This is a genomic window from Pseudomonas sp. CFBP 8770 (genome assembly GCF_014841705.1).
Lineage (GTDB): Bacteria > Pseudomonadota > Gammaproteobacteria > Pseudomonadales > Pseudomonadaceae > Aquipseudomonas.
The window spans coordinates 447065-468455 of sequence record NZ_JACYUL010000005.1 but is presented as its reverse complement, the minus strand read 5'-3'; the positions used below and the strand labels follow the sequence as shown (position 1 = coordinate 468455).

Below are 21391 nucleotides of genomic sequence, written 5' to 3'. Positions count from 1 at the left end.
GTATCAGCTACGCCGGCCTCAGCTCCAACAATCAAAAAGACCTCACTGTCCTGATCGACTCTGACAACGCACCAGCTGCAATGGTTGAAGGTCCTTTCGAAGATATAGCCAAGGACGGTGTCGCCAGCGTCAAGCGCATCCATCGACGGTGACTAGACTGCCCCGGGGCTTGGTGGCTGCAAGAAAGTTCTGATAGATCACTCGATTCAGCTGATTCATCAGTCGCGGCAATCTTTAATTTCTACGATGGTTAGGCCCAGCTAGAGCCTCCGCCGTCTGCACTCCCAATGATCTCGAACGTCACAGTCCGAGCGCGTCAGAAACCCGTCTAAAGAGCAAATGTGAAACATTTATAAGGAATATTCGCCATTCTGTTGACGTGTGCGCTTGGCTCAGCTAAAAGTTTGTCTGCTTTGCAATACCTCGGCATTTACCGTTCCCCGACTGCAAGCTTCCCACTCCCTTGCATTGAGTACAGCTGCTGACCCACGGATGCTTCGACCATTGACGAAAGGATTTTCGAATGGATGTCACCAAGGTCATCTTGCTTGTTTACTGCATTTCCCTCTTTGCGCTGAGTTCGCTGTTCTCTCGCATACCGGTGCTCGCCGCGTCTACTGTCGCTCGCTCTTCACCGCTCGATGCTTTGCGTGGCATTTTGGCGACTGCGGTTATATGCCATCACTTTGTGGTCACCTACTTTTGGAAAACAACCGGCATCTGGATCACTCCTAAAAGTGCTGTACTCAATAATCTGGGCGCCGTTCAGGTGTCGTTGTTCTTCATGATCACCGGCTTCTTGTTCTTTGGGAAAATCTATCAGCGCCGACCGGACTTTCTAGACATTTGTAAATCGCGATTACTGCGGATCATGCCGCTTTATGCATTCGCGCTGATATTCGTGATTATATTGAGCCTGTACGAAACGGGCTTTGTTTTCACCACGCTGAAGGAGCTAGGCAAGGAGGTCTTTAAGTGGCTTGCATTTTCCGGAGGCTCGTTCAACGGTTTCATTCATAGCAACATCATGACCGCTGGTGTGCACTGGACATTACGGTACGAATGGCTGTTCTACCTGACGCTACCAGTAATCGCCGCGCTAGCGAACAAGGCCTGGTACGGCAAGTATTCCCTGGTGTCCCTGCTTGTACTCGCGGTGATCGCTGCCGGCACGGTGCTCGGCATCGTCAAGCCCGCCTTGCTACTGCTGTTCGTGGCCGGATTCATTCCGGTACTCATCAAGCGTCACTTTCCCCAAAGCATCGCCTATATGACCCACCCGCTGGTATCAGTCGCTGCTTTACTGCTGATTACCTGCGCGATGAAGCTGGAAGCCTATTCGGCACTTCAGATCGCCACCTTAGCCATCCCCTTCCTGATCTTGGCCCTCGGCAACGATCTGTTCGGCTTATTGGCCAGTCGGGGCCTGAAATCCCTCGGCGAAGTGAGCTACAGCCTTTACCTTACCCATGGCGCAGTGCTGTACATCGCGTTTTCCATATTGCATCTCTATTCGTTCGAAAACACCCAGCTGAGCGACTTCGTCGTATACTTCCCTTCGATATTGTTCATCGTAGCGCTGCTGTCCTACGTCACATTCATTTGTGTGGAAAAACCGTTCATCAGAGTCCGCAAACCGAATATTCAGCAAACCGCAGAGGTTGGCCGGTTGCAGCCGTTGACCACTGATTGACTTCACNTACCGTAGTCGGCTCGGTTTGCAGCCTCCCTCGATCAGTACCTTCTGATGGAGGGAGGCTGCAAAAGCGCGCTTCGGCCACACTGTCCTCCTGCGTTCTTCACGTTCCAGACCCCACCACCGCTCCGGAGGAATCGTGCAGCTACAGCACGCGGGGATGAGCATCAATCTCTCGCGACCAATTGCCCTTGTGCCTACCGATGACTTGCTTTAGCTTAGCTCGTGTGATGGCTACGGGCCATGCCTCTTCGGCATGACACCGGGTAGCAATACTTACAACGCCTTGGACTACCCATGAAAAGATTTGTCGTACTCGACAGTTTCCGCGGCCTCTGCGCGGTTGCCGTCGTGCTGTTCCACACTTACGTGGTGCAAAGCATTGCCGAACTCGAGTTTTTCAAGAACGCCTTCCTGCTCGTGGAGTTCTTTTTTATCCTCAGCGGTTTCGTGTTGTTTCATACCTACGGCCAGCGTTTGAACAACGCGACCGATTATAAAGATTTCTTCATCAGTCGCACGGCTCGCCTGTATCCCCTGCATCTGACGATGTTGGGCGTTTACCTGGTACTGGAAATGGGTCGTTCGCTGGCCGAGAGGAAAGGCTTCAGTTTCAACGAACCGGCATTCAGCGGTGCCACTTCGATGGACGAATTTCTGCCCAACCTGCTCCTGCTGCAATCCTGGCTGAACAGCGCCATGACCGGCTCGTTCAATTACCCCTCCTGGAGCATCAGCATCGAGTACTACCTGTACTTGATATTTGGCGTCATGGCAGTGCTGGCGCGCACCAGCAAGGTCAAGGTCTTCGCAATGGTGTCCCTGGCAGCCTTCATCACTTTGTGGAACGGTGAATCCTGGCTGAAGCTGGAAATCTTCCGCGGCGCCTCATGCTTCTTCGCCGGTGCCTGCCTGTATGTGCTCTACGATCGCATCAAGGACCTGGACCTGGACGCCGTGGACTTCAATCTGCTGGAGATTGCCCTGGTGCTGGGCGGCTACCGTCTGCTGGTGTCGAACATCGATCACAAGGGCGTGTATGCCAGCCTGCTGTTCTGTGTCTTGATCCTGGTATTCGCGTTCGAGCGCGGCGTGATCTCGCGACTGCTGCACCAGCGCTTTTTCGTCTGGCTGGGCGCCCTGTCGTTCTCCATCTATTTGACGCACGCCGCCATTCTCTTCGTGTTCAAGAGCGCCGTCATCGTCCTGTCGAAAGTGCTGCACACAGACCTGACAGAGACCCTGCAGGGCCATGACATGCCCAACATGGTCAAGTACATCTCGACCCACAGCATATGGCTCGACAACGGCATCGTCGTCTTGCAGTTGGCGGCGGTACTGCTGGTCTCGACATTGACCTACAAGTATGTCGAGATGCCGGGCGTGCAATTGGGCAAGCGACTGACTCGCCGCAAAGGCGCAACGCCAGGCCCTACCCTGCAAGGCACCGTGCAGTAACTTTTCAAGCAGCCTCACGCCATCCCTTTGGGGTGGCGTGTTGCAGCCCGCGGTCGCTCTTGACGCCATGAGGAGCATCGATGCAACTGGAATGGCTGGAAGACTTCATCGAACTGGCGCGCACTCGCAGCCTGTCGCGGGCCGCCGAGATACGCTGTGTGACCCATCCCGCTTTCGGTCGACGTATCCGAGCTTTGGAAGATTGGGTTGGTGTCCCCCTGATCGAACGCAAACAGCCATTGTCCCTCACCCCCGCCGGCCTATTGTTTCTGGACGCGGCGAGCCAATCGATGGAGCTGCTGCTGGCAGCCCGTGCGCAGTTCCAGACCATCGGTCTCAACCGTGACCAGCCACTGCGCATCGCCACCGGACGTACCCTGGCACGTGTGTTTTTTCCCGACTGGTACCAGTCGCTGCACCAGCGCTTCGGCGCGTTCCCCGTATCACTGGTTACCGGCGGCGCGCAAGAAGCCATCCTCAAGCTGACCGCCGGCGAGGTCGACTTGCAACTCATCTACTCCAGCCCCCTGACGCGAATTCTGGTGGACGCCGAACGCTTCGATTCCAAGGTGCTCGCGCAGGAGCAACTCGTACCGGTAAGCGCTCCCGATGACAGTGGCCAGCCGCGATTCGCCATCGGTCCGGACAGCGACGACTCAAGCATTGCATGGTTGGGCTTGTCGCCCTCGTTGTCACTGCGTGGCGTGCTGGCTCAGCACCTGGCCAAGCTGCCGCAGCGCCTGGCATTGCGCATGATCTACCAGGCCGACTCCTACGAGGCGATTCTGGAAATGGCCAAGCGCGGTTCCGGACTCGCCTGGCTGCCTGGCATGGTGGTCAAGGATGCATTGGCTGCTGGCGAGCTGGTGCTCGCGGGGGGCAGCGAACTGCACATCCCGTTCGATGTTTCGTTGCATCGACTGCGCGCCAATCGAAGCGAACAGGTGATGCGCATCTGGGAAGGCCTGGATCCGGTTTGAGTCGGCCATTGCGCGCACTGTTACGGCGCATAAACAAAAAACACCGGCCCTGCGGCAAGCCTGTCACACCCGCGATTACAAGCCCGTGCCGGATAGGCTCGGGCTTGTGCCCAATCAGCAATTGTTCGCGACGCAACGTTGATTCACCTTGGTCTCGGGCCAGGTAGCCACGAAGGCGCAGACCTTCCACCGCTGCCCGGTCGTTTTCACCCATAACAATGACTGCCATCGTGTCCACCAACTGCCTGTGCCCGGTGGACGGATCGATAATCGTGAAACGAACCCGGAAACCACCCATGAGTACAGCCTCGACCACTCTGCACGCGACCCCGGCCACTACCCGGCGCGGGCCATGGAAAGAGATCATTGCCGCCAGCTTCGGCAACGCCCTGGAATTCTATGACCTGCTGATCTACGGCTACTTCGCCGTGGTGATCGGCAAACTGTTCTTCCCGTCCGACAACGAGACCACCTCCCTGCTGCTCGCGGTGGGCTCGTTCGGCATCTCGTTCCTGATGCGTCCACTGGGCGCCATCGTGCTGGGGTCCTACGCCGACCGCGCGGGGCGCAAAGCATCGCTGACGATGTCGATCCTGATCATGCTGATCGGCACCGCCATGATCACCTTTACCCCCTCCTACCAACAGATCGGTATCGCCGCGCCGTTGTTGATCATCGTCGCGCGCATGCTCCAGGGCTTTTCCACCGGCGGAGAGTTCGGCGCCGCCACCGCTTTCATGGTCGAGCATGCCGACCCCAGCCGCCGAGGCTTCTTCGCCAGTTGGCAACTGGCGACCCAAGGCCTTGCCACCGTGCTGGCGGCGGGCGTCAGTGCCCTGCTCAGCTACCTGCTCAGCGATGTGCAACTCAACGATTGGGGCTGGCGCGTGGCATTCGGCGTCGGCTTGTTGATCGGCCCAGTCGGCTTTTACATTCGGAGCCAGATCGACGAAACCCCTGATTTTCAGAAAGTCGCCGCCAAGGGCGAAGCCAAGACACCGCTGCGCGACGTACTGGTCAAGGGCCGTACCAGCCTCCTGCTGTCCATTGGCGTGGTGGCTGGCGCGACGGCGTTCAACTACGTACACAAGCTGTACATGCCCACCTACGCCTTGAAACAACTGCAGATTACTGCCACCTCCTCCTATCTGGGCGCGCTGGTCACTGGTGTGATGTTGATGTTCATGGCGCCGGTGTTCGGCAGCCTGTCGGACCGCTTTGGTCGCTTCCGCGTGCTCACTCTGGCGCTGTTGATCACCGGACTGTCGTCCTATCCGATGTTCGTCTGGCTGAATCTGTACCCCAGCGTCACGACCCTGCTGATGGTGCAAGCAGTGGTGGGGATCTTGATCGCCGCCTGCCTGGGGCCGATCCCGGCGATGCTCGCCGACATTTTCCCCACCAGCATCCGCGGCACCGGACTCGCGCTGAGCTACAACTTTTCCGTGACCCTGTTCGGTGGTTTCGCTCCGCTGATCGTGACGTGGATGATCGACGCTACCGGCAGCAAACTCGCACCCAGCTTCTATGTGGTGGCCACCTCACTGGTCAGCGTGATTGCGGTGATCGTTCTGGGTAGACGCATGCGTAATCGTCGCCCCACCTGAGCCGTGTGCTTGCAGAAACTCAATACCCTGACATCCACGCTGCCCTTTACTGCCAAAACACCTTTTGTCCGCAGGAGACCTGCATGAAGACCTTGGAACAAGTACGCGCTACCCTGACCCCCTACCCCATCGAGGTGGAATTTCCCGACATTCGCCCATGGCAGGAAGGGAACTGCGGCGTCGATTACGTGCATTCTTTCGACAGCGGCCTGGCCGGCCCTCACGTCATGGTGATGGCGTTGACCCACGGCAACGAGGTCAGCGGCGCGATTGCCCTGGACAGGTTGCTCAAGGATGAGGTGCGCCCGGTGCGCGGTCGCCTGACATTGGCGTTTGGCAACGTCGCCGCCTATCACGCCTTCGACCCGGATGACATCGACGCCACTCGCTATCTCGATGAGGACATGAACCGGGTTTGGTTGCCGAGCAAACTCGATGGGCCAGAGGACTCCATCGAACTGCGCCGGGCACGGGAACTACGCCCCATCGTCGATACGGTGGACCTGCTGCTGGATATCCATTCCATGCACGAGGAAGCGCCGCCGATCATGATGTGTGGCGCCCAGACCAAAGGGATGGATTTCGCCGCCACACTGGGTGTTCCGCGAACCGTGGCCGCCGATGCCGGCCACCCAAATGGCCGCCGCCTGCGCGACTACCAGGATTTCGCAGACCCGTTGAGCCAGAAAAATGCCTTGCTGATCGAGACCGGGCAGCACTTCTCCCAACGTAGCTGTGAGGTAGCCATGGACGTAACGGCTCGCTTTCTTGTGACGACGGGGGTGGTGGAGCCAGCAGACATGGCCAACTACATCAGCACGAGTGCGCCGCAAGCCCAGCGCTTCTTGCAGGTTACCGAACCGGTGGTAGCCCGAAGCATGGAGTTCGCGTTCGTCGAGGACTTTCGTGGGTTGGAGTTGATTGGCGAGGCTGGGAGTGTGCTGGCTTGGGATGGCGACCAAGCAGTGGTCACGCCATACGATGATTGTGTGCTGGTGCAACCGTCGCTACGGCATTTGGGCAATGGCGTGACGGTGGTGAGGTTGGCGCGTGTGGTCGAGCGGTAGTGGGATCACACGCTCCCTTCCTGCGCCGTCCCAAGGACCCTGTTGATCGCGGAAACCACCTGCATCGTCGCCTGTTCGAGGCTGCCGTCATTACGGCAGCAAACCCAGCCGTGATCTGCAATCGCCCGTTCGAACGCCTGGGTACAAGCGACATGTTCTTCCAGCGTATGGATCACCGTACTGCTGAGTCCGCGCCTTCGTGCTGCTGCCCTCGCCCATGAAATATCCGGGTCTGTAACAACCCCGACATGCAGGTCCGGCACTCGCACGTTTCGATCGATGTTCAGCTGCAGAATGTCTGCGAATGGGACCATCCGGCGAAACGCGGCCTCCGACGGGTACCAGCGATCGATCAGGATGATGCTGTCGCGTGGCTGCTGGGTCAGCACGTTCTGGGAGATCCAGGCCCGGCTCTGGGCGAAACGCTCACAGATCTCCCACTCCAGGTCTTGACGGGGACTTCTCGCAAGTTGGTTGACCAGAATCATGGTTTCAGCCCTGAAGGGATCGCTCTTGCGCTCGCATAACCGGATCACTTTCTTGTCGTCGGCCCTCAATAGTTTAGTTACGGCCTCCAACAGCGTGGTTTTTCCGGTGCCCTTGGGCCCGTCGAGAGAAACGAATAATGGAAGATTCATTGATCACGTAACGATGGAGATACGGTTTAAATGCGGTGGCATGGGTAAAGCGCTGCCAGTAATGATACAACAGCGCACCATGGCTAGCAGACGGCCAGAGGTGGCTGGAGTTCATCTGCGTGGAGTGGGCGCGGACGGCCGTCGCCTAACGCCCCGCTGGTGGTACCGCAGATGAAGCAGGACTGTGAGCGCAGATGACCGACTAACAGTATGCCGATTACCCTGCGGCCTGCTCCGTGCGTCTGGCTTTGAAGGTCAACGCAAACCCTACCAACACCACCGCAGCGAACCCGGCCGGGAACAGCCAGATACTTTTCCAGTCATGTTGCATGCCCGTGGCATAGTGATCGGTCACCTGCCCCGCTACCCAGAAGCCAATCAACATGCCCAACCCATAGGTGGCCAGGGTGATCAGGCCCTGTGCCGAGCTGCGGAATCGTTCAGGCGTCTTGGCGTCGGTGTAGATCTGCCCGCAGACGAAAAAAAAGTCGTAGCAGACACCATGCAACGCGATGCCGATCAGCAGCATGGCGACTTCTTCCCCGCCGCTGCCATAGGCGAACAGCACGTAGCGCAGCACCCAGGCGAACATGCCGACCAGCAGCGCGATCTTGATGCCGAAGCGGGCAATGAACAGCGGCAGCAACAGCATGAACAGCACTTCGGACACTTGCCCGATGGCCATCTTCGCGGTGGGATTGGCGATGCCGATCTCGGCCAGGAACGGGTTGGCATTCTGGTAGTAGAAAGCCAGTGGTATGCAGATCAGGATCGAGGCCAGGAAGAAGATCAGGTAGCTGCGATCCTTCAGAAGCCCCAAAGCATCCAGGCCCAGCACTTGACTCAGTCCCTTGCGCTCGCTGGTGGCCTGCAAAGGTGCCGTGCTGGGCAGGGTGAAGCTGTAAAGCCCCAGGAGCAGCGAAGCGACGGCCGACATCAGGAAAGTATTGCGCAGTGCGCCACCGGCGATACCTTGGGCAGAATCCCAGGCGAAAACCATGCTGATCACCACGCCGGCAACGATCCAGCCGATGGTGCCCCATACCCGGATGCGGGAAAACTCGCGAGCCGGCTCTTTCATCTGGCGGAAGGCAACCGAGTTCACCAAGGCCAGGGTCGGCATGTAGGCCACCATGTAGGCCAGGACGTAGGGATAGAACGCGGCGAAATCCGCTGCTCGATAGAGTTGATACAACAGCACCGCGCCCAGCAAGTGCAGCACGGCAAGGATACGTTCGGCGTTGAACCAGCGGTCGGCGATCAGACCGATGACGAAGGGCGCAATGATCGCTCCCCAGGATTGCGTCGAGAATGCCAGCCCGATCTGGCTGCCGCTGGCGCCCAGGCCCGTCGCCAGGAATGTTCCCAGGGTGACGAACCAGCCACCCCAGATGAAGAACTGCAGGAACATCATCACGCTCAGTCGGGCGTTCATCGTTTTCATTGCGCTCACCGTTTTATTGTTATGGCAGGTGTCGGTCGAAAGCTTGGGCGGTTCAGTCTTCGGGCAAGCCCAATAATCTTCGGTTGGATTGCACGTCGGCGGACACGCCGGCGAAATCATCGAAAGCGCGTTGCGTGCGCTTGATCATGTGTCGCTCGATGAAGGAAGCACCCTCACCTGCGCCTTGCGCCGAATCCTTCAGGCAGCATTCCCACTCGAGCACGGCCCAACCGTTGAAGCCGTACTGGGTCAACTTGCTGAAGATCGATTTGAAGTCCACCTGGCCGTCACCCAGCGAGCGGAAGCGGCCCGGCCGATCGACCCAGTCCTGGTAGCCGCCATACACGCCGGAGCGGGCATCGGGACGGAACTCGGCGTCCTTGACGTGGAACATGCGGATGCGCGCGTGGTAACGGTCGATGAAACCCAGGTAGTCCATCTGCTGCAGCAGCAGGTGGCTGGGGTCATACAGGATGGCGGCGCGCGGATGGTGGTCGACTGCCTGCAGGAAGCGCTCGAACGAGGCGCCGTCGTGCAGATCCTCACCAGGGTGAATCTCGTAGCACAGGTCGACACCGGCTTCTTCGAAACAATCCAGAATCGGCAACCAGCGCCTGGCCAGCTCGGCAAACCCCTGCTCGACCAGACCACTGGGCCGCTGCGGCCACGGGTAGACATAGGGCCAGAGCAAGGCGCCGGAGAACGTGGCATGCGCCGTCAGGCCCAGGCGTTGGCTGGCCCGTGCGGCAAGCTTGAGTTGGTCGACGGCCCACTCGGTGCGGGCTTGTGGAGCATTGCGCAGGTGGGCTGGCGCGAACTCGTCGAACACCGCGTCGAAAGCAGGATGCACGGCGACCAGTTGACCTTGGAGGTGGGTCGACAGCTCGCTGATCTGCACACCGGCTTTGGCGCACACCGCGTTCAGCTCATCGCAATACGCCTGGCTTTGCGCTGCGCGCTCCAGGTCGATGTAGCGGGTGCCGAGCGTGGGCAGCTGGATCGACGTGTAACCTTGGGACGCAGCCCAGCCAGCGATGTTGGCCAGGTTGTCGAACGGCGCTTCGGACGACATGAACTGCGCCAGGAATATACCCGGGCCACGCAGCCCCGTCTCGACAGGAAGGTTCATTGTGCGGTACTCCGTGAGGAAGATGGGCAGATCAGTTCGGTCCACTTGGCGTCGCCGCGGTGGTTGATGAGTGCGGCTTCGATGAAGGCCATCCCACGCAGGCCGATGTCCATGCCGGGTACGCCTGGCACCTGGTTGCCGGCCCCGCCCGCCTGGATGGCGTCGGCAAAGTCCACGTACAGATTGGCCATCGCCTCCAGGTAACCTTCGGGATGCCCTGCGGGCAAACGCATCCGGCGTGTGGCGGCGTCGCTGAGCCAAGGTTGGCCAAGACCGGAACGCAGGATGCGCATGGGTTGGTCAAGCGAACGGTGGATCAGGCTGGACGGTTCTTCCTGCCGCCATTCCAGCCCGCCCAACTCGCCATAGACGCGGATCTTCAACGGATTCTCTTCGCCGGCGCAGACCTGGCTGGCGATCAGAACTCCGCTGGCCCCGCCGCTCATCTTGATCAGCACACTGACGTCGTCGTCCAGTTGGCGACCGGCGACATGAGAACCCAACAGAGCGCTGAGGCAATGCACCTGCTGGTCGGCGATGAACTCTGCCAAGCAAAACGCATGGGTGCCGATGTCACCGATGCAGCCGCCAATGCCGGATTGCTCCGGATTGTCGCGCCAGTCGGCCTGCTTGTTGCCCTCGCTGGCAATGTCCTGGCTGAGCCAGCCTTGCGGGTATTCGACGATGACTTTGCGCACGGCACCGATGAGGCCATTACGCACCAGCTCGCGGGCTTCCCAGACCATGGGGTAGCCCAGGTACACGTGAGCCAGGCCATACAACTGGTCACTGCCGGCCAGGGTTTGGTCCAGCGCCTGCAGCTCAGCCAGATTCAAAGCGGCGGGCTTTTCGCTGAACACATGGAAGCCTGCCTGGATCGCGCGCTGTGCGACGGGCGCATGCAGATGATTGGGCGTGACGTTGACCAGCAACTGCATGCGCTGGTCTTCGGGGAGGCGCGCTTCGGCCTCGATCATCTCCCGCCAGTCGCCATAGATACGCTGTGGCGCGAGCCCCAGCGCGTTTCCAGTACGCTGATTGTTCAGCGAATCGCGGCTGAAAGCACCGCACACCAGATCGAATCGCCCATCCAGCGCTGCCGCCTGCCGATGTGCCCGGGCAATGAACGACCCTTCCCCGCCACCGACGAAACCCATTCTGGTTTTTTGCATAACATCCAGCCTCTAGATCCTTGTCGGCTCAGCGCTGGTCAGATCAGCAATCAATGACCTAGCGATGTAACCGGTTACATTTATTCAAGGAATCTAGGCGTCAACGCGTCCCCTGTCAAACACCATCGGGCGGATCATCGCGGTACCGGAGGCAGTGGCAAACTGAGGTAAGCTCTGCGTCGGGATTACCGGGAACGAGGTAGGCGTGTCGAATATTCGTGAAGTGGCGCGGCTGGCCGGCGTTTCGGTGGCTACGGTATCGCGGGCGCTGAAGTCGCCCGAACGGGTACTGCTCGCAACGCGCCAGCGGATCAATGCTGCGGTGGAACAGGCCGGTTACCGGCCAAACCTGATGGCCGTGCAGTTCCGTTCGCAACGCACGTTCAACCTGGTCATCCTCGTGCCGCATATTGCCAACAGTTTTTTTGCTCGTGTCATCAGCGGGGCGCAGAAAGCTGCCCAGTCGGCGGGGTATCGCGTATTGCTGTGCGACACATTGGGCTGCGAAGCGACCGAGCGTGAATATGCCGACCTGGTGCACGCCCATCAAGCCGACGGTGTGCTGCAGCTGCGCGCCTACGATCCATTCGCGTCGACTACCGACGCAGCCGACCTGCCCCCTATCGTCAACGCCTGCGAAATACTCGAGGGGGGCCGTCATCCCACCGTCAGTCTGGATAACCATGGCGCTGCGCGAGCGGTCACAGAACACCTGCTTGCCCTGGGTCACCGACGTGTAGGTTTAATCAACGGGCCTGCCACCAGCCCGTTGACCCGTGATCGGCGTGCGGGCTACGAGGCAGCCTTGCGTGCAGCGGGCATCACACCCGATGAGAAGTTGGTTTGCCCAGGGGATTTCAGCCTGAAAGCAGGCTATAACGGAGCACTGCAGTTGCTCGGCATGCCCGAGCGCCCTACTGCATTGTTCTGTGAAAGCGATGAGATGGCCATTGGCGCCTTGAAGCGCATCAAGGAAATGGGCCTGCGGGTTCCCCAGGACGTTTCGCTGGCCGGTTTCGACGATGTTGAACTGGCTGCCTATTGCGACCCACCGCTGACGACCATTGCCCAGCCAGCCGAGTGCTTCGGCCAGCACGCGGTGGACATGCTGATCGGTTTGATCGAGAAGCGCCCCCTTGAAGTGCGCCACCTGACGCTGCCCCACAGCCTGGTGATTCGGCAGAGCACCGCTAGCGTGCCCGATGGTGCTATCGCTGGTGGATGACAGCCACACGCATTGGAATATTCAACCACCGGAAATCGGCTTCTTCTGCCGCCTGCAACGTTCCGAGCAGTAGCGGACCTCGTCCCAACAGCGCGCCCATTTCTTGCGCCAGGTGAAGGGAAGACCGCAGGTCAAGCAGTGCTTTATTGGTAGCTCACTTTTCTTCACGACCCTCTCCATGGCAACGTTCACGGACTAGCTGGGTAGCCGGTCGACAGAGCTGTATAAAGATACAGTGCTCAGCTAGAATAGCGCACCTGCCCACTATCCGGACATACGTATGGATCTTCATCTCAGCCAGACCAGCGCAGCTATTGCCATGGTCAACAGGCTACAGGCCGAACTGACCGATTTGGGCGAGGTATTGCGCGCTGCAGCTGACCACGTACGTGTCGATGCCATGTTTAGTCTGGATTTTCGGCCTGAGGACGCAGTGCGCAACGAGCCGATAGAAGTGCGTGTATTACAGGGTGACGAGGCGGTACAGGCGGCATTCGAGGCCTTGACCAGTATCTGGGTCAAGGTGGGTCAGCATCCGCGGGAAACTTTGCGTGTGCCAGGTGCCATCGCCCTGCCCCGTACTGTCATCGAGAAGATTCTCCAGACCAACGCGACGCGTGTCGAACTGGGCAAGTTGATCGGTGCCATCGACAAAACCAACGACCGCCGCAACGTATGGAACCGCTTCAAGGGCAGCGGCAACGGTATCGTGCCCAAGCAAGCGCTGCGGTTGACGAAGGTGCTTACTGCGCCGTCGAACATCAATTTCTACTGGGATGACACTGGCTCGTCCGGCGCCCGCAAGATGGCCGGTGATCTGCTGCAAGAGTGGCACGAGCTGCTTGATCAATACCATGACAAACAGGCGACGGTGCACCACTCCTTGGAAACCGCTGCCGAGAACGCCCTGCTCTACGGCATCGACATGCTAGGCAAGCTCGACCCGCAGGAACAAGTTGCCATTCGCCGCCTGGTTCAGCCTCATATCCGCGCACGCGTCAGGAACGGCGACTCGAAGGTCAAACCCATCATCGCGCCAGTGCCCTTCGTGTATGAAACGGGTATCGCACCGCCCAAGATCAAGCCGCTCTCAAGTTACGAACCCAAAGTTGTGATCCGCAAGAACACCCGCCTTGCGTTGCTGGAGGATGAGCCCTATGTGGAGGCAATGAATCTCTATCGTTACAAAGATAAGCATCGGGTTTATGGGCCTCTGCAGAAGAAGTCAGTTGAAGAGGGCTAGGCGTTTGATGCTAATAGCCAGCTAGCCAGCAAGGTAAGCTGACGCCAAGCTGTATATTAATAACATCATGATATGATCGAGGTTTTTACTCAGCCCATCCTTCGCATCCCTTCCAACTTTGCCACGTTAAGTTAAGACTTGCGCTTGGCACCCTACCCCGCTTGGTGATTACCGGGTTGATAATACGGAAATGAAAGCAACTTGTAGCAGCGACCTGTCATGATGTTATTGTTTATAACTGAAGGCATCGTAATGAACGCAGTAAAGCAGCTTGCTGCTCCTTACTGATCACCTTTGCGGAAGGTCCACGGAGGAAAGCATCTGCCACGGCACGTCATGATGTTATCTATGGTTTTACGGTTAATTCAACGAGGTTGCCGGCCCCTTCTGCATCGCCTATAAAGCTGCTCTTCACTTTGATCAGGCTCTTCAAGTGTCCGCCGCCGCCCTCTCTGCACGAGAAACTTGCCAACTGCTTCGTGACGTCGCTCTAGGTATTCGCACCTTGCACCGTCTCGACGAGACGGATTGGGCCGATGCCAACGGCACAGCGATGACCGTTGGCGCCGACGGCTGGATCATCACCTTTCACAACCATGAAAACGGGCGCTTTCATTGCGAGCGTTGTGAAAGCCCGAACGGCCGCACCTACCTCTTCGATTCATCCCAGCACTACGGCACCGACCCTATCGAGCTTCTGAGTACCTGGGAGCACACCCGGCTGGCGGAAATACTGGCGGCTGTCTGAGGCAAGGCTTCGACTTCAGCAACTGTCAATGCGAATCGTTTGCGGATAGAATCCGCTGCCATTTCGCTAGCCTCCCCTGCCTGGAACGATGAACCCATGCGTCGCACGTTACTTTCGCTGTGCCTGCTGCAAGCTGCCCCAGTGTCTGCCTGGGCCTCTGAACCCGTCGAAGCCAGCGGAAGCCTCCAGCTCGAAGCGGTGAACATCGAGGCCGACAGTGACTATGAACGCGCGGACGGTCCGGTCACGGGTTACAAAGCCACCCGCTCGATGAGTGCGACGCGCACCGACACGGCCCTGCACGAGACGCCTCAGTCGATCAGCGTCGTGCCCCGTGACGTATTGGAAGACACCGCCTCCACTCGCGTGCAGGACGCGCTGGATTACGCAGGGGGTGTCGGCCGCGCCAACAACTTCGGTGGGCAGGGCCTGACCACTTTCACCGTGCGCGGCTTCACCACCGGCGAGTTCTACCGCAACGGCTTTCCGATCAACCGCGGCTACCCCAATGCCCCGGACGCCAATACCGTGGAACGCCTGGAAGTGATCCGCGGCCCGGCGACGAGCCTGTATGGGCGCGGTGATCCGGGCGGCACTTTCAATGTCGTCAGCAAGCAGCCGCTGGCCGAGCGCAAGGTGACGATTGGCAGCCAGCTGAACGATCAGGGTATGCACCGTGCCACCCTGGATGCCGGTGGGCCGCTCAGCGAGGACGGACGTTTGGCTTATCGGCTGAACGTGTTGGGCGAAGGCGGCGAGAGCTTTCGTGACCATGTGGAAACCGAACGCTACGACATCGCGCCCGTGCTCAGCTGGCAAGCCAGCGACGCTACCAAAATCGTCTTCGAAGGCGATTTCATGCGCAACAACCATCCGCTCGATCGCGGCCTGACGCGCTACGCCACTCAGCGGGGCAGCGCTTCGCGCGACACCAATGTCTGGGAGCACGGCCGTGACAACCTGCTGCACAACGACAACGACATGGCCCAACTGAGGTTCGAGCACCGCCTCGATGACGACTGGACCCTGGCCGGCGGGATGCAGTGGCTCGACGGCAGCCTCAAGGGCAATGCGGTCGAGGCCAACGCAGCGCCGCTGGATGGACGTACCCTGCAGCGCAACTTCAACTACCGCAAACTGGAATGGACCGACCGCGACTATCAGCTGAACCTTACCGGCCATTTCGATACCGCAGGGTTTTCCCACACCTTGCTGGCCGGCGTGGAGTATGAAGATTACGACTACCGCTCGATCATCCAGCGCTCGTCCGCGGCGACCGGCACCTACCCCATCGACCTCTACAACCCTGTGCTCGGTCAGCCACGCCCGGCCCTCACCCGCACCACCACCCACGACACGGAAAACCTGAAAACCTGGGCCGCGTTCATTCAAGACCAGGTCGCCTTGACCGAGCGCTTCAAAGTGCTCGCAGGCGTGCGTATGGAGCGATTCGAACAGGACTACGACAACCGCTTGCCAGGCTCTGTGGACTGGAAGGCCGCGCAGACCTCGGCAACACCACGGCTGGGTTTGATCTACGACCTTACCGATACACTGGCGCTGTACGCCAACACCGCGCGGTCGTTCAAACCCAATAGCGGTGCCAGCCGCGATGGCAACGGGTTTGACCCGGAAGAAGGCAAGTCCTACGAGCTGGGCATGAAGTGGGAAGCCCTCGATCAGCAGTTGAGCATCGACGCTGCCGTCTATCACATCGTCAAGGAAAACGTGCTCACCCGTGATCCGGTCGACCCGACCTACAGCGTTGCGGCCGGCGAAGTCACCAGCCGGGGCCTGGACATCACCATCGCCGGCAACCTCACGCCACAATGGCGGATGATCGGCGGCTACGCCTACGTCGATGCGCGGGTGACCGACGACAACAACCTACCCAACGGCACCCGCCTTGCCAACATTCCGCGCAACAGCTTCAGCCTGCTCAACACCTACGAGTTCCAGGACGGCGCAGCCAAAGGCCTGGGCCTGGGCGTAGGTTTGAAATACATCGATGACCGCGCCGGACAGACCGCAGCCCAGACCTACACCATGGACCGCTACAGCGTGGTCGATCTGCTGAGCTTCTATCAGGTGAACGATCACGTTCGCCTGAACCTGGAACTGCAGAATGTGTTCAACAAGGGCTACGACGAAGGCGCGTTCAACACGTACGCGTATCCTGGCGCACCGCGTACGGTTCAGGCGGGCGTGGCGTATACCTTTTGAGGAGATGAACGCCGTTGTCGGTGCGAAACCAGACAAGCGTGCAGCACTGATACTCGCCAACGGCGGGCCTGGTACTGTTCGCATGTGGCCCCAGAGCAGCATGGGCCGAGGGCAAAAAAGTATCGGGGCGATGTATCTGGCGGGCTATCGACCCGGACATTGTCCGGAGTAAGGTTGCTCTTACCGACTTGTAGATCCAACCATGAGTGCGCGATAAAGGCCTATCGCCCGTCGGGGTTTCCGAACCTGTGGAATCGACAGGTCATTCCGGCCAACAAGCCCCTCAGAGGAGAACGGATGAACATGCAGTTGCCCACGGTTGTCGTGTTCGGTGAAGCACTCACCGATCTGGTCCAGACCACGCCCGGTCGCTGGCAAGGCTATCCGGGCGGCGCGCCGTGGAACGTGGCGCGGGCGATGAGCCGCCTCGGGGTGCCGACGGCGTTCGCGGGGTCGATCAGTACCGATTCGCTGGGCGATGAGCTGTACCGACAGTCCGAAGCTGCCGGGCTGGACCTGCGCTACCTGCAGCGCGTCGAGGCCGATCCACTGGTGGCGATCGTGCCTTCCAGCCACCCTCCCCGCTATTTTTTCGCCGGTGAGGCCGATCTGCATTTCGATGTGCAGCTGCTGCCCTCGGGGTGGCTGGCGGCTGCGCAGTTGTGTCATTTCAGCTGCATCAGCCTGGCCCGACAACCCCTGGGTGACAGGCTGGTCGAGGTCGCTCGGCAGGTTAAGCAGCACGACAAGCTGATCAGCTATGACCCCAACTGGCGCAACCTGATGGATGCTCGATACCGCGAAGTGACGTTCCCCGCGATGGTCGCACTGGCGGACATCATCAAGCTGTCCGATGAGGATCTGCGGCAGATCTATCCTGGCTTGAGCGAAGAGCAGGCCTTGCAGCAGTTGCGCGAGATGAATCAAGAGGCACAGGTTCTGTTTACCCGTGGGGCGCAGGGAATGGTGTTGTTTACGCTTGAGGGCAAGGTCGAGCAAGCAGCCATTGCCGTGGAGGTAGCTGACACGGTCGGGGCGGGAGATGCGAGCATGGCCGGCTGGCTGGCGTCGAGCCTGCTGGGTATCGAAGCCCCCCAGGCACGGCTGGCGTTTGCGGCGGCTTGTGCCTCGGTGTCCTGCGCCAATGCCGGGGCCTATGCGCCAAGCCGCGACGAAGTTGAGCAGCTGCTGTCGCGTTGAGAAGTGTGTCAGGTAGACCGTGGTGCGTCCTTCGCGGCCACGGACCGCTCCTACAAGGAGGCATGCCCACGGGGGGCATGCGCGGTGTTCATGTGGGAGCGGTCCGCGGCCGCGAAAAGGACGACGCGGTGTATCAGGCTCAAGGCGCTGGAAGGTATTCGGATATCTCGACGAGGTTCAGGTCCGGATCGCGGACGTACACCGAGCGAATGGGCCCGGTGGCACCGGTACGTTTGACCGGTCCGTCGAGGATGGGCCATGGGTGACCCTCAAGGCGTTCGATCACCTGCTCCAGGCTGCAACTGGCAATGAAACACAAATCCAGTGCACCTGGCACAGGCAAGTGCGCCTTGGGCTCGAACTCATGCCCCCGCACATGCACGTTGATTTTCTGATGGCCGAAGCGAAACGCCACGCGCCCTTCCCCAAAGCTTTCCAGTTGCATGCCCAGCACGTCGATGTAGAAACCCTTGCAAGCCTCCAGATCAATAGTGGTGAGGACGATGTGGTCAAGGTGATCGATCATCTAGGGCCCCTTGCGTTTACGGTACCTGCACTCAGCAACCGAGCGCGTCAGCGGCTTCAGTCAGGGAGCTGACGACGATATCCCAATCCCGAGCCGGTGCGAGGTCTTTGGTCTGTCCACTACCGTACTCGGTGGGCCGGCAGACGAACACCGTACGCATGCCATTTTCCCGTGCTGCTAGCAAATCGTCGTTGTGCGCAGCGACCATGGCCGTCTCCTGCGGCAGGCGCCCCACGGCGGCGATGGTTCGCTGGTAGGTCGCTGCCTGCGGTTTGTACGAGCGGCTCAGTTCCGCACCGCCGATCACGTCCCACGGCAACCCGGCGTAGCGAGCCAGGTTGAGCATGCCCGCGATGTGACCATTGGATAGCGCGCCGATGGCAAACCGGCGCTTGAGTCGGCTGAGCCCTTCTACCGAATCGGGCCAGGGATCGAGCCGCTCCCAGGCCCTGGTCAGTTCGTCGAGTTCCTGCGCGGGTATCCGGTCCGGGTCGGCACCGTGAGCAGCCAGCACGGTGACGAGGTTTTCGCGATTGAGCACATCCAGCGTTACGTATTCACGTTGACCCGACCTGATGGTTTCCATCGAAGGCTGATAGCACCCGCGCCAGTCGCTGGCGAACTGCAATGGATCGACCTGCACTGCATACCTGGCCAGAAACGGCTCGGCGATGCGCGCAACGCTGGTACGCCAATCGACAACCGTGCCGAACACGTCGAACCCCAGGAAACTCACTCGCTCCAATGCATGACTCACGGCTTTTCTCCTGCGCGAGCGCAGAGGACATCCCTGCACTTGATGTCTACGAATAGACCATCGCCCACCACAGCCGTTTGATCGACGTTCACCGTCGGCGCGGTGAACGTCCATGGGCACCCTCAACCGATTGGCAATTGACCGGTGACGATGGCCGTGACCAGGAAGATCCCGAACATCGGCAACGACCACTTGAAGAACTCCTTCTGGTATTCGCCGAAGGTCATTTCGGTGCGGTTCATCAGCAGGAACAGCCAGGCCACCGTAGGGCTGGCGTAGCGCAGCGCCTGGCCCATGAACGAGGCGACGCCGATTTCAGTGGGCGTGATGCCGAAGCTGTAGGCAATGGGCGCAACCACCGGCAGGATACCGAAGTAATAGGCGTCCACCGGCAACGCATAGCAGGCCAGCGCGCCGAGGAAAGCAAAGATCAATGCCGTATGGCTGCCCATCGACTCGGGAATCAGGCTGGCCATGTGCTCGGCCACCGCAGCGGCCATCCCGCTGCCGTTGAAGATGCCCAGAAAGCACCCTGCCGCCAGAATGATCGACGCCACCGCCACCGCATCGCCGCCATTGGCAGTGATCCGCTCACGCTGTTCCACCGCGGTGTAGTTGACGGTCAGCGCCAGCGCCGTGCCCAGCATGAACACCACCGCGCCACTGGCCCAGCCGGCGATCAGGATCACCAGCATGCCCACCGTCAGCGCCAGGTTGAAGAGAAACAGCTTGGGCCGCTTGAGCTCTTTGTCGTGGTCTTCGATGACCGTGACCATGTCGGCAATCTGTTGCGGCGTAACGATGACTTTCTCGCCGGCGACGAAGCCCAGGCGCTTGCGCTCCTTGATGCCCATCAGGTACGCCATGCCGAACACATAGATGAACGACACCCCGAGAATCGGCAGGATCGCCACGAACAGCGTGTTCACCTCAAGGTTGAGCACCGCGGCAGCACGCGCCAGCGGCCCACCCCACGGCAGGCAGTTGCCCAGCCCACAGGGCAGGATGATCAGCATGGCCAGGTTGGACAGCTTCATGCCCATCTGTTTGTACAACGGCAGAAAGGCGGTGGTGATGATCAGGATGGTCGTGGTGCCGTCACCGTCCAAGGTCACTACCGACGAGGTGAACGCGGTCACCAGAATGATCTTCAGCGGGTCGCCGTTGGCCTTGCGGATCAGGTAGGTACACAACGGATCGAACAGCCCCACGTTCATCATCAGGCTGAAGTACAGCACCGCGAACAGAATCATCACTGTGGGGTTCACGGTCCCCAGGGAGATCTTGCCGTCCGCTCCCTGGGAATAGAACAGGCCTTCCTTGATCCACTTGATGATCATGTCCAGCGGCACGCCGCTGAGCAGGCAGACCAGCACGCCGACCGCCAGCGAAACCACGATCAGGCCGGTAAAGGGCGAAAGTTTTTGCTTGATCACCAGCAGCAGGAACGAGGTGATCAACGTATAGCCCAGAATGGTCAGCATCCGAACGTCTCCACATATTATTTTTATCGAGAGAGGCAGCGTCTGTTGCGCAGGCTCGGTCTTGGCCACCGAGCCTGCGGGGCCCTACTGGCCCTGCAGCAACCGGGTGACCCAGTCAGGGGCCAGCTCCGGCAGTGGCTCGCCGTTGTCGCGGCAGCGGACGTACTGGTCGATCACCTCGCGACGCTGTTCTTCATAGATACTTTTCTTTTCCGACGCTTCCAGCACTTCCAGCAGCCGCGCGCGCGGTACCACGGTGACACCGTCGTAGTCACCGAACACCAGGTCACCGGCGGCCACCTCCACACCGGCGCAGGTAACGGTGGTGTTGATCTTGCCTGGCCCCTGCTTGCCGGGGCTGCGCTGCATGAAACCCTTGGCGTACACGGGAATGTCGAGCTCGGCCAGCGGCAGCTTGTCACGCACGCAACCATCGATGACCAGCCCGGCGAGGCCAACGGCCTGCGCCGCCCCCGCCATCAGGTCACCGATGTACGCGCGCCCCGGATAGCCCTTGCCCGCGACCACCAGGACATAGCCCGGCTGCCCCTGGTACACCGCCACGTGAATCGGAAAGTTGTCGCCATCTTCGGTGTCCACGGTGTAGGCGGTGCCGAGCATGACCTTGCGATCGTCCAGCGGCATCAGATCGGCGTCCATCGCGCCGTTGCGGGCAATGCCAAGCTTGGCCATGCCATCGCACAACTGTGCGGGGCTGAGCTTGCGGAATCGGTCGAGCAGGTCCTGGGAAATCAGCTCGGGCAGGGGCAGGTAGTGTTCGGTATTCATGGCGT

General features: G+C 59.9%; 19 protein-coding genes and 1 pseudogene. 11 read left to right on the top strand and 9 right to left on the bottom strand.

Annotated features, from left to right (window positions below):
• Window positions 1–2: 2 nt before the first annotated feature.
• The 6 genes and pseudogenes from IFT98_RS21105 to IFT98_RS14180 all read left to right on the top strand — a co-directional run.
• Window positions 3–222 (top strand): annotated as a pseudogene (locus IFT98_RS21105) (NYN domain-containing protein); the annotation flags it as partial.
• 301 nt (window positions 223–523) lie between these two features.
• Window positions 524–1693 carry an acyltransferase family protein gene (locus tag IFT98_RS14200; RefSeq protein WP_192049412.1) on the top strand — a complete coding sequence of 390 codons (1170 nt, stop codon included), beginning with the start codon at window positions 524–526 and terminating at the stop codon, window positions 1691–1693.
• Between the two features lie 300 nt (window positions 1694–1993).
• Window positions 1994–3154: an acyltransferase family protein gene (locus IFT98_RS14195; RefSeq protein ID WP_192049410.1), complete on the top strand. Its 1161-nt coding sequence runs from the start codon at window positions 1994–1996 to the stop codon at window positions 3152–3154.
• 80 nt (window positions 3155–3234) lie between these two features.
• Window positions 3235–4134, top strand: a complete 900-nt coding sequence (locus IFT98_RS14190; protein ID WP_192049409.1) for a LysR family transcriptional regulator — start codon at window positions 3235–3237, stop codon at window positions 4132–4134.
• A gap of 296 nt (window positions 4135–4430) precedes the next feature.
• Window positions 4431–5741, top strand: coding sequence for an MFS transporter (locus tag IFT98_RS14185; protein WP_192049407.1), 1311 nt, complete (start codon window positions 4431–4433; stop codon window positions 5739–5741).
• An 83-nt stretch (window positions 5742–5824) separates the two neighbouring features.
• A complete protein-coding gene (locus tag IFT98_RS14180; RefSeq protein WP_185793316.1) occupies window positions 5825–6808 on the top strand; it encodes a M14 family metallopeptidase in 984 nt (327 codons plus the stop codon).
• A gap of 5 nt (window positions 6809–6813) precedes the next feature.
• Here the strand turns inward: IFT98_RS14180 and IFT98_RS14175 are convergent, their stop codons facing one another.
• The 4 genes from IFT98_RS14175 to IFT98_RS14160 form a co-directional block, all read right to left on the bottom strand.
• Window positions 6814–7446: a dTMP kinase gene (locus tag IFT98_RS14175; protein ID WP_192049405.1), complete on the bottom strand. Its 633-nt coding sequence runs from the start codon at window positions 7444–7446 to the stop codon at window positions 6814–6816.
• Window positions 7447–7663: 217 nt separating this feature from the next.
• Window positions 7664–8890 carry a nucleoside permease gene (locus IFT98_RS14170; protein ID WP_192049403.1) on the bottom strand — a complete coding sequence of 409 codons (1227 nt, stop codon included), beginning with the start codon at window positions 8888–8890 and terminating at the stop codon, window positions 7664–7666.
• 52 nt (window positions 8891–8942) lie between these two features.
• Window positions 8943–10019, bottom strand: a complete 1077-nt coding sequence (locus tag IFT98_RS14165) for a sugar phosphate isomerase/epimerase family protein (RefSeq protein ID WP_192049401.1) — start codon at window positions 10017–10019, stop codon at window positions 8943–8945.
• Window positions 10016–11191: a Gfo/Idh/MocA family protein gene (locus IFT98_RS14160; RefSeq protein ID WP_244650959.1), complete on the bottom strand. Its 1176-nt coding sequence runs from the start codon at window positions 11189–11191 to the stop codon at window positions 10016–10018. Before IFT98_RS14160 ends, IFT98_RS14165 begins: the two co-directional genes overlap by 4 nt.
• A gap of 205 nt (window positions 11192–11396) precedes the next feature.
• Here IFT98_RS14160 and IFT98_RS14155 point away from each other — a divergent pair, with 205 nt between their 5' ends.
• On the top strand, window positions 11397–12416 hold the full coding sequence (locus IFT98_RS14155) for a substrate-binding domain-containing protein (RefSeq protein WP_192049399.1): 1020 nt from the start codon (window positions 11397–11399) through the stop codon (window positions 12414–12416).
• Between the two features lie 21 nt (window positions 12417–12437).
• Here the strand turns inward: IFT98_RS14155 and IFT98_RS14150 are convergent, their stop codons facing one another.
• Window positions 12438–12584, bottom strand: a complete 147-nt coding sequence (locus tag IFT98_RS14150) for a DUF2256 domain-containing protein (RefSeq protein WP_192049397.1) — start codon at window positions 12582–12584, stop codon at window positions 12438–12440.
• A 112-nt stretch (window positions 12585–12696) separates the two neighbouring features.
• Here IFT98_RS14150 and IFT98_RS14145 point away from each other — a divergent pair, with 112 nt between their 5' ends.
• The 4 genes from IFT98_RS14145 to IFT98_RS14130 all read left to right on the top strand — a co-directional run bounded on the left by IFT98_RS14145 (window position 12697) and on the right by IFT98_RS14130 (window position 17830).
• A complete protein-coding gene (locus IFT98_RS14145) occupies window positions 12697–13659 on the top strand; it encodes a DNA replication terminus site-binding protein (RefSeq protein WP_192049395.1) in 963 nt (320 codons plus the stop codon).
• 433 nt (window positions 13660–14092) lie between these two features.
• On the top strand, window positions 14093–14407 hold the full coding sequence (locus IFT98_RS14140) for a DUF7693 family protein (protein WP_192049394.1): 315 nt from the start codon (window positions 14093–14095) through the stop codon (window positions 14405–14407).
• Between the two features lie 96 nt (window positions 14408–14503).
• Window positions 14504–16630 carry a TonB-dependent siderophore receptor gene (locus IFT98_RS14135; RefSeq protein WP_192049392.1) on the top strand — a complete coding sequence of 709 codons (2127 nt, stop codon included), beginning with the start codon at window positions 14504–14506 and terminating at the stop codon, window positions 16628–16630.
• Between the two features lie 303 nt (window positions 16631–16933).
• On the top strand, window positions 16934–17830 hold the full coding sequence (locus IFT98_RS14130) for a carbohydrate kinase family protein (protein ID WP_192049448.1): 897 nt from the start codon (window positions 16934–16936) through the stop codon (window positions 17828–17830).
• A 139-nt stretch (window positions 17831–17969) separates the two neighbouring features.
• On the opposite strand, the gene IFT98_RS14125 is transcribed toward IFT98_RS14130, so the two are convergent.
• The 4 genes from IFT98_RS14125 to IFT98_RS14110 form a co-directional block, all read right to left on the bottom strand.
• The gene (locus IFT98_RS14125) at window positions 17970–18356 is read right to left on the bottom strand and encodes a VOC family protein (RefSeq protein WP_192049390.1); all 387 of its coding nucleotides are present in this window, start codon (window positions 18354–18356) and stop codon (window positions 17970–17972) included.
• 31 nt (window positions 18357–18387) lie between these two features.
• Window positions 18388–19113, bottom strand: a complete 726-nt coding sequence (locus tag IFT98_RS14120; RefSeq protein ID WP_342214165.1) for a haloacid dehalogenase type II — start codon at window positions 19111–19113, stop codon at window positions 18388–18390.
• 122 nt (window positions 19114–19235) lie between these two features.
• Entirely contained in the window at window positions 19236–20597 is a 1362-nt protein-coding gene (locus IFT98_RS14115; RefSeq protein ID WP_185793307.1) for a CitMHS family transporter, read from the bottom strand.
• 84 nt (window positions 20598–20681) lie between these two features.
• Window positions 20682–21386 carry an RraA family protein gene (locus IFT98_RS14110; protein ID WP_122800885.1) on the bottom strand — a complete coding sequence of 235 codons (705 nt, stop codon included), beginning with the start codon at window positions 21384–21386 and terminating at the stop codon, window positions 20682–20684.
• Between the last annotated feature and the right edge of the window lie 5 nt (window positions 21387–21391).

What these genes read in the sequence shown, in the direction of transcription:
- IFT98_RS14200 (WP_192049412.1), top strand. Translation starts at nt 524, where the DNA reads ATGGATGTCACCAAGGTCATCTTGCTTGTTTACTGCATTTCCCTCTTT.
- IFT98_RS14195 (WP_192049410.1), top strand. Translation starts at nt 1,994, where the DNA reads ATGAAAAGATTTGTCGTACTCGACAGTTTCCGCGGCCTCTGCGCGGTT.
- IFT98_RS14190 (WP_192049409.1), top strand. Translation starts at nt 3,235, where the DNA reads ATGCAACTGGAATGGCTGGAAGACTTCATCGAACTGGCGCGCACTCGC.
- IFT98_RS14185 (WP_192049407.1), top strand. Translation starts at nt 4,431, where the DNA reads ATGAGTACAGCCTCGACCACTCTGCACGCGACCCCGGCCACTACCCGG.
- IFT98_RS14180 (WP_185793316.1), top strand. Translation starts at nt 5,825, where the DNA reads ATGAAGACCTTGGAACAAGTACGCGCTACCCTGACCCCCTACCCCATC.
- IFT98_RS14175 (WP_192049405.1), bottom strand. Translation starts at nt 7,446, where the DNA reads ATGAATCTTCCATTATTCGTTTCTCTCGACGGGCCCAAGGGCACCGGA.
- IFT98_RS14170 (WP_192049403.1), bottom strand. Translation starts at nt 8,890, where the DNA reads ATGAAAACGATGAACGCCCGACTGAGCGTGATGATGTTCCTGCAGTTC.
- IFT98_RS14165 (WP_192049401.1), bottom strand. Translation starts at nt 10,019, where the DNA reads ATGAACCTTCCTGTCGAGACGGGGCTGCGTGGCCCGGGTATATTCCTG.
- IFT98_RS14160 (WP_244650959.1), bottom strand. Translation starts at nt 11,191, where the DNA reads ATGCAAAAAACCAGAATGGGTTTCGTCGGTGGCGGGGAAGGGTCGTTC.
- IFT98_RS14145 (WP_192049395.1), top strand. Translation starts at nt 12,697, where the DNA reads ATGGATCTTCATCTCAGCCAGACCAGCGCAGCTATTGCCATGGTCAAC.
- IFT98_RS14135 (WP_192049392.1), top strand. Translation starts at nt 14,504, where the DNA reads ATGCGTCGCACGTTACTTTCGCTGTGCCTGCTGCAAGCTGCCCCAGTG.
- IFT98_RS14130 (WP_192049448.1), top strand. Translation starts at nt 16,934, where the DNA reads ATGCAGTTGCCCACGGTTGTCGTGTTCGGTGAAGCACTCACCGATCTG.
- IFT98_RS14125 (WP_192049390.1), bottom strand. Translation starts at nt 18,356, where the DNA reads ATGATCGATCACCTTGACCACATCGTCCTCACCACTATTGATCTGGAG.
- IFT98_RS14115 (WP_185793307.1), bottom strand. Translation starts at nt 20,597, where the DNA reads ATGCTGACCATTCTGGGCTATACGTTGATCACCTCGTTCCTGCTGCTG.
- IFT98_RS14110 (WP_122800885.1), bottom strand. Translation starts at nt 21,386, where the DNA reads ATGAATACCGAACACTACCTGCCCCTGCCCGAGCTGATTTCCCAGGAC.